Below are 6,210 nucleotides of genomic sequence, written 5' to 3' on the forward strand. Positions count from 1 at the left end.
CCGGCCGCCTGCTGCCGCGCCTGGCGGCGTTCGCGCTGGTAGTCGGCCTCGCGGCGCAGGTAGGCCAGGCTGTCGGGCAGGCCCTGCAACGCCGGCGCCAGCGGCGGCGACTGCAGTTGCGCAGCCAGCCAGGCGCGCGGTTCGCCCATGGCGGCCAGGTCCCCGGGACGGGCGCCCAGGCCGAAGCGGTTGGCGGCGCTCAAGCTCTCGCGGCGGATCATGCGGCGCTCCGGTGATGGCGACAGCCTTGCAAACGCGCAGCACGGGCCGCGGTTGACCGGCCGGTGGCGGCGTTGCGCCTGGCCGCCCTGCGACCTCCCGCCGGAGCGCGGCGCGGGCACAAAAAAGGCCCGGCACAGCGGCCGGGCCTTCAGGGACGCGTCGCAGGCGCGCTTACTTGATCAGGCGCAACGCGAACGGGTAGCGGTAGGCGACGCCGTCGTTGGCCTTGATGCCGGCCAGGATGCAGAACACCAGGTTCACCACCCACACCACCGGCATCAGCAATCCGCCGATGACGATCACGCTGAGCACCACGCAGATCACGTACGCGATGGCGACGGTGATCTGGAAATTCAGCGCTTCCTTGGCCTGGTCGTTGAGGAAGGACTTGGCCGGATTGTCCTTGTTCACCAGCCAGATGATCAGCGGCACGATGAAGCCGGCGATGATCCCGGACAGATGGGTGATCAGCGCGACAGTGCGATCTTCCTGGGGGCCTGCCGAGGCCGGCGGCGGCGGCGGGGCAGTGACGTTGTCGAATTCGCTCATCGGTATTCCGTTCCTTTGGTGGTGAGGGGACAAGACGTTTGGCGCGTCACTCTCGGCGGCTGGCGCAGCGCTGTCAAGCCAAGCCGGCAAGGCGGGAAGACGCCTCGACGGGCTCAAGGATCGCCCGCTCGGCAACCGCGGCGCTGATCCGACGCCCCATACGGCAGCGGATCGCGCTAGCGGCGACCGAGCATGGCCTTGGCCGCCACGTATAGGCTGACGCCCATCGCCACAAGCAGCATCACGACCAGCAGCCACCCGAACACGAGCACGGCACCGAAGATCAGCACGCTCGGCGCCAGCAAGACCGCACTCAGCAGGGACAGGCCGAAGCCCATCCGCATGGCCTGGCGCGCGTGTTCGGCGACGAACGGCTGCCTGCCCCGCATCGCCCACCATTGCGCGCCCGGCAACAGCCACAGCAACAGCAGCCACCACAGCGCGTCGCCCAGGTGCACATTGCAGGCGGCGAACAAGCCGATCCACATCGACAGATACGCAAATGCCGCCAGCGCCCGCTCCCACGCGGGCGCGGGGCCGTCGGCGATCGTGTTCTCGGTGTCGCTTGCCTACATGGCTGTGCGTCCTTGCGCGCTGCCTGCGTCGCGGCGCTCAGTCGTTGCCGGCCACCGTCATCCGACCGACCAGCACCGCACCGATGTGCACGTGCGAGCGCACGTCGATGTCGGCGCCGACCGCCTCGATGTCCTGGAACATCTGCCGCAGGTTGCCGGCGATGGTGATCTCGTCCACCGGATAGGCGATTTCGCCGTTCTCGATCCAGAACCCGCCGGCGCCGCGCGAGTAATCGCCGGTGACCGGGTTGACGCCGTTGCCCATCAGGTCGGTGACCAGCAGGCCGCGCGGCAGGCCCTTGAGGATGGCCTGCAGATCCACTGCGTTGGCTGCCACCTGCAGGTTGTGCACGCCGCCGGCATTGGCGGTGGTCTGCAGGCCCAGCTTGCGCGCCGAATAGCTGCCCAGCACGTAGCGCTGCAGCACGCCGTCGCGCACCAGCGGCGCCTCGCGGGTGGCCACGCCCTCGCCGTCGAAGGCGGCCGAGCGCAGGCCGCGGCGCAGGTGCGGCCGTTCGTCGATCGCGAACCATTCCGGGAACAGGCGGGTGCCGGCGCTGTCGAGCAGGAAGCTGGCGCGGCGATACAGCGCGCCGCCGGACACCGCGCCAAGCAGATGCCCGATCAGCGAGCGCGCCATCTCCGGCGCGAACAGCACCGGCACCTCGCCGGTCGGCAGCGAGCGCGGCTGCAGCCGCGCCACGGTGCGCTCGGCGGCACGGCGGCCGATCGCCGAGGCGCGTTCCAGGTCCTCGCGTGCCAGCGCGCTGCTGTACCAGCCGTCGCGCTGCATGCCGTCGCCCTGCCCGGCGATCAGCGTGCAGGCGATCGAATGGTGGGTGCTGCGCTCGCAGCCGACGAAGCCGTGCGAATTGGCATAGACCGACAGGCTCTCGCTGCTGCCGGCCGAGGCGCCGTCGGAATTGCTGATCCGCGCATCGGCGTCGCGACCGGCGGCCTCGCAGGCCAGCGCCAGGTCGATCGCCTCCTCGGCCTGCAACGGCCACGGATGCCAACGGTCGTAATCCGGCTGCGCGCGCGCCATCAGCGCCGCCTCGGCCAGGCCGGCGGCCACATCGTCCTCGGTGTAGCGGGCGATGGCGCAGGCCTGGGCCACGGTGGCCTCCAGGCTGGACTCGTGCAGATCGGCGGTGCTGGCGCTGCCCTTGCGCTGGCCGAAGTAGACGGTGACGCCGATGCCGCGGTCGCGGGTGGATTCCACGGTCTCCACCGCGCCCAGGCGCACGTTGACGTCCAGCCCGCGGTCTTCGCTGCAGCTGACCTCGGCCTGGCTGGCGCCGAGCGCGCGGGCGCGCGCCAGCAGCCGCTCGGCGATGTCGGACAGGCGCTCCAGGCGCTGCTGGCTGTCGTCGCGGTGCAAATCGGGGGTGATCGCGTTCAATGCTTTATCCTTGTTGTGCGAATCCCTTCGCCCCTGTCCGGCCGTCCTGGCCGGATGTGTTGATTTGATTTCCAGCCCGATCGAGTAGTACGAGCATGCGCGGACGCGACGAAGACACCGGTGAATTCCGCGGCGAAAGCCGCAGCCAGCAACGCCGCGAGGCGCTGGAAGTGCTGAGCCTGGGCGAGAAGCTGGTGGCGCTGACCCCGGCGCAGCTGGCCAAGCTGCCGGTGCCCGAGTCGCTGCTGCCGCACATCGCCGAGACCAAGCGCATCACCTCGCACATCGCGCACAAGCGGCAGCTGGCGTTCCTGGCCAAGCAGATGCGGCGCGAGGACGAGGCGGTGCTGGAGGCGATCCGCGAGGCGATGGACGTCAACAGCGACAGCGCGCGCCGCGAAGTGGCGGCCATGCATCGGGTGGAGGACTGGCGCGAGCGGCTGCTCGCCGAAGGCGACACCGCGCTGGCCGAACTGCTGGCCGAGCATCCCGACGCCGACCGCCAGCGGCTGCGCCAGCTGGTCCGCAACGCCAAGGACGAGCGGCTGAAGAACAAGCCGCCGCACGCTTACCGCGAGTTGTTCCGGGAGCTGCGCGAGATGATCCTGGGGGGTGCGTCGGGAATGGGGAATGGAACATCGGAATCCGAAGAAGCCGAGGACGACGCGGCGTTCGACGACACGCGCGACTGAGGCGCGGCAACGTCGGCTGCCACGCACAACGGACGACACGCTCCCAGCCCAGCGAGCGCGGCGCACGATGAACCTGTCCGCCAGCCCTGCAACGCCGCAGCCCACCGAGGCGCCCGCTTTGCCCATTCCCGATTCCCGATTCCCCACTCCCGGCTCCTAGGCCGTCCCGCCCACGGTCAGCCCGTCGATCAGCAGCGACGGCTGGCCCACGCCCACCGGCACGCTCTGCCCGTCCTTGCCGCAGACGCCGACGCCCTCGTCCAGCGCCAGGTCGTGGCCGATCATGCGCACCTTCTGCATGGTCTCCGGGCCGTTGCCGATCAGGGTGGCGCCCTTCACCGGCGCGGTGACCTTGCCGTCCTCGATCAGGTAAGCCTCGGTGGCCGAGAACACGTACTTGCCGCTGGTGATGTCGACCTGGCCGCCACCGAAGTTGACCGCGTACAGGCCCTTCTTCACCGAGCGGATCATCTCCTCGGGATCGTGCTGGCCGGCGCGCATGTAGGTGTTGGTCATGCGCGGCATCGGCAGGTGCGCGAACGATTCGCGGCGGCCGTTGCCGGTCGGCGCCACGCCCATCAGCCGCGCGTTGAGCGTGTCCTGCATGTAGCCGACCAGCACGCCGTCCTCGATCAGGGTGGTGCAGTTGGTCGCGGTGCCCTCGTCGTCGACGTTGAGCGAACCGCGGCGGCCGTCCAGGGTGCCGTCGTCGACGATGGTGACGCCGGGCGAAGCCACGCGCTGGCCGATGCGGCCGGCGTAGACGCTGGTGCCCTTGCGGTTGAAGTCGCCTTCCAGGCCATGACCGACCGCCTCGTGCAGCAGCACGCCGGGCCAGCCCGGGCCCAGCACCACCTGCATCACCCCGGCCGGCGCCGGCACCGCCTCCAGGTTCACCAGCGCCTGGCGCAAGGCCTCGCGGGCGAAGGCTTCCGGACGACCGTCGGCGAACAGCGTGGCGTAGTCGTAGCGGCCGCCGCCGCCGGCATAGCCGGATTCGCGGCGGCCCTGCTGTTCGACGATCACCTGTACGTTCAGCCGCACCAGCGGGCGCACGTCGGCGGCGAGCACGCCGTCGCTGCGCGCCACCAGCACCGTGTCCACGCCGCCGGACAGGCTCACCATCACCTGCTGCACGCGCGGGTCGGCGGCGCGCAGGTATTGGTCCAGCCGCCGCAGCAGCTCCACCTTGTGCGCGTTGTCCATCGCGTCCACCGGGTCCAGCGCCGGGTACAGCGCGCGGCCGCCACCGCGCTGCAGCGCGTGCGCCGGCTGCGCGCCGCCGTCGCGGGAGATGGCCCGCGCCGACTGCGCGGCAGCCAGCAGCGCATCGCGGTGGATGTCGTCGGAATAGGCGAAGCCGGTCTTCTCGCCGGAGATCGCGCGCACCCCCACGCCCTGCTCGATGGAGTGGGCGCCATCCTTGACGATGCCGTCCTCCACGCTCCAGCTCTCGCGCCGCGAATGCTGGAAATACAGGTCGCCGAAATCGATGCCGGGGCCGAGCAGCGTGCCGAAGGCGCGCTCCAGGCTGGTGGCATCCAGGCCGGCGGGAAGCAACAGGCGGGTTTCGGCAAGACTCAGGGCGTGATCGTTCATGGGCTCAACATGGGGGAGGAAGGCGCGCAGCGCAAGCGGGGGCGGCACAGTCTGAACACAGCAGGCGCGCGGGAAGCGCTGCTGTCTCCAGGCAATGCACGGCATCCCATGCACGCGCAGGGCGCCGCGCCACTGCCATCCTTGCGACCGGCGTCGCGCGCAACCGCCGCCGTCCCCACTCCCGGCTTTCAACAGCCGCAGGCTGGTCATCCCCAATCCCGGCTTTTCAGGGCTTCCCGGACGCAGCCGGCGGCGTCGCGGCAGGCGCCGCCGGCGGGCGCGCCGACTCGCGCTCGATCACGTCCACCTTGGGATCCTTCCACGGCCCGGTGACCCGGTAGGTGCGCGCGCCGATGTTGCCCAGCGGCTTGCCCAGCACCGCGTTGGCGGCGGCGCCGACCGCCGCGCCGACCGGCCCGCCGGCCACCGCGCCGACCACGGTCAACAGGTTGCCGGACTTGGGATTGACGTCGATGGTCTGGTCGAACTGCTGGGCGCGCAGGTCGGCCTCGCCGCGCACCTTGATCTCCGCGGCCGGGCCATCGATGACCAGGTTGTCGCTGCGCGCCAGGCCGTCGCCGAAACGGATCTGGCCGTCGATGCGGTTGAAGGCGAAGCCCTTGGAGAAGAAGTCGCGGAAATCGAACATCAGCCGCCGCGGCAGTTGCGCCACGCTGAGCAGGCCGAGCACGCGTCCGGCGCCCGGGTTCAGTTCCAGCAACTGCCCATTGCGCGCGGCCACGTCGAGCTGCCCCTGCACCGTGGCCAGTTGCAGGCCGGACGGCGTGCCCGGCCAGGCGGCGCTGAGCGTCAGCTGGCCTTCGCCGCCGCGCACCTGCCCGCCGAAGTCCAGGTTCTCCATCAACTCGCCCAGGTCGCGGCTGTCGACGTTGGCATTGAGCTGGGTGCGGGCGGTGGCGCCCTTGCCGCGCCAGTCGCCGCTGATGTCGATCTTCTGCTTGTCCGAACGCAGGTGCAGCTGGTCCACCTGCATGCCGTCGGCGAGCTTGCGTGTGCGCAGCGAGGCCGCGCCGAGGGTCATCGCGCCGAAGCGCAGGTCGTCCACGTCCAGCGCCAGCGCCGGGATCGTGGCCGGGTCCAGGCTGTCGGCGAACGGGCCGGCCGGGACCGGGCCGGCGCTGCCGGCGACTCCGCTGTCGGCGGGCGTGGC

At 70.8% G+C, this 6,210-nt stretch carries 6 protein-coding genes and 1 pseudogene; 1 reads left to right on the forward strand and 6 read right to left on the reverse strand.

Annotated elements, in window-relative coordinates; translation table 11 throughout:
* The 4 genes and pseudogenes from D588_RS23680 to pmbA all read right to left on the reverse strand — a co-directional run.
* Positions 1-221 (reverse strand): annotated as a pseudogene (locus D588_RS23680) (DUF1800 domain-containing protein); the annotation flags it as partial.
* A 172-nt stretch (positions 222-393) separates the two neighbouring features.
* Entirely contained in the window at positions 394-771 is a 378-nt protein-coding gene (locus D588_RS0100105; RefSeq protein WP_017910613.1) for a DUF4870 domain-containing protein, read from the reverse strand.
* A gap of 176 nt (positions 772-947) precedes the next feature.
* A complete protein-coding gene (locus D588_RS0100110; RefSeq protein WP_017914542.1) occupies positions 948-1,259 on the reverse strand; it encodes a DUF4870 domain-containing protein in 312 nt (103 codons plus the stop codon).
* 124 nt (positions 1,260-1,383) lie between these two features.
* On the reverse strand, positions 1,384-2,748 hold the full coding sequence (gene pmbA / locus D588_RS0100115; protein ID WP_017914543.1) for a metalloprotease PmbA: 1,365 nt from the start codon (positions 2,746-2,748) through the stop codon (positions 1,384-1,386).
* A 95-nt stretch (positions 2,749-2,843) separates the two neighbouring features.
* Here pmbA and yjgA point away from each other — a divergent pair, with 95 nt between their 5' ends.
* Positions 2,844-3,440: a ribosome biogenesis factor YjgA gene (yjgA, locus tag D588_RS0100120; protein ID WP_017914544.1), complete on the forward strand. Its 597-nt coding sequence runs from the start codon at positions 2,844-2,846 to the stop codon at positions 3,438-3,440.
* Between the two features lie 156 nt (positions 3,441-3,596).
* Here yjgA and tldD read toward each other — a convergent pair whose 3' ends face one another.
* Both tldD and D588_RS0100130 read right to left on the reverse strand, forming a co-directional pair.
* Positions 3,597-5,039, reverse strand: coding sequence for a metalloprotease TldD (tldD, locus tag D588_RS0100125; protein WP_017914545.1), 1,443 nt, complete (start codon positions 5,037-5,039; stop codon positions 3,597-3,599).
* A 226-nt stretch (positions 5,040-5,265) separates the two neighbouring features.
* Positions 5,266-6,210 (reverse strand): AsmA-like C-terminal region-containing protein (locus D588_RS0100130; protein ID WP_017914546.1); only part of this gene is annotated, 945 nt, incomplete at its 5' end.

The organism is Xanthomonas sp. SHU 308, assembly GCF_000364645.1.
Classification (GTDB): Bacteria; Pseudomonadota; Gammaproteobacteria; order Xanthomonadales; family Xanthomonadaceae; genus Xanthomonas_A; species Xanthomonas_A sontii.

Bases quoted from the DNA above. Each gene is read 5' to 3' on its own strand.
- D588_RS0100105 (WP_017910613.1), bottom strand. From the start codon at position 771: ATGAGCGAATTCGACAACGTCACTGCCCCGCCGCCGCCGCCGGCCTCG.
- D588_RS0100110 (WP_017914542.1), bottom strand. From the start codon at position 1,259: ATGTGGATCGGCTTGTTCGCCGCCTGCAATGTGCACCTGGGCGACGCG.
- yjgA (WP_017914544.1), top strand. From the start codon at position 2,844: ATGCGCGGACGCGACGAAGACACCGGTGAATTCCGCGGCGAAAGCCGC.
- tldD (WP_017914545.1), bottom strand. From the start codon at position 5,039: ATGAACGATCACGCCCTGAGTCTTGCCGAAACCCGCCTGTTGCTTCCC.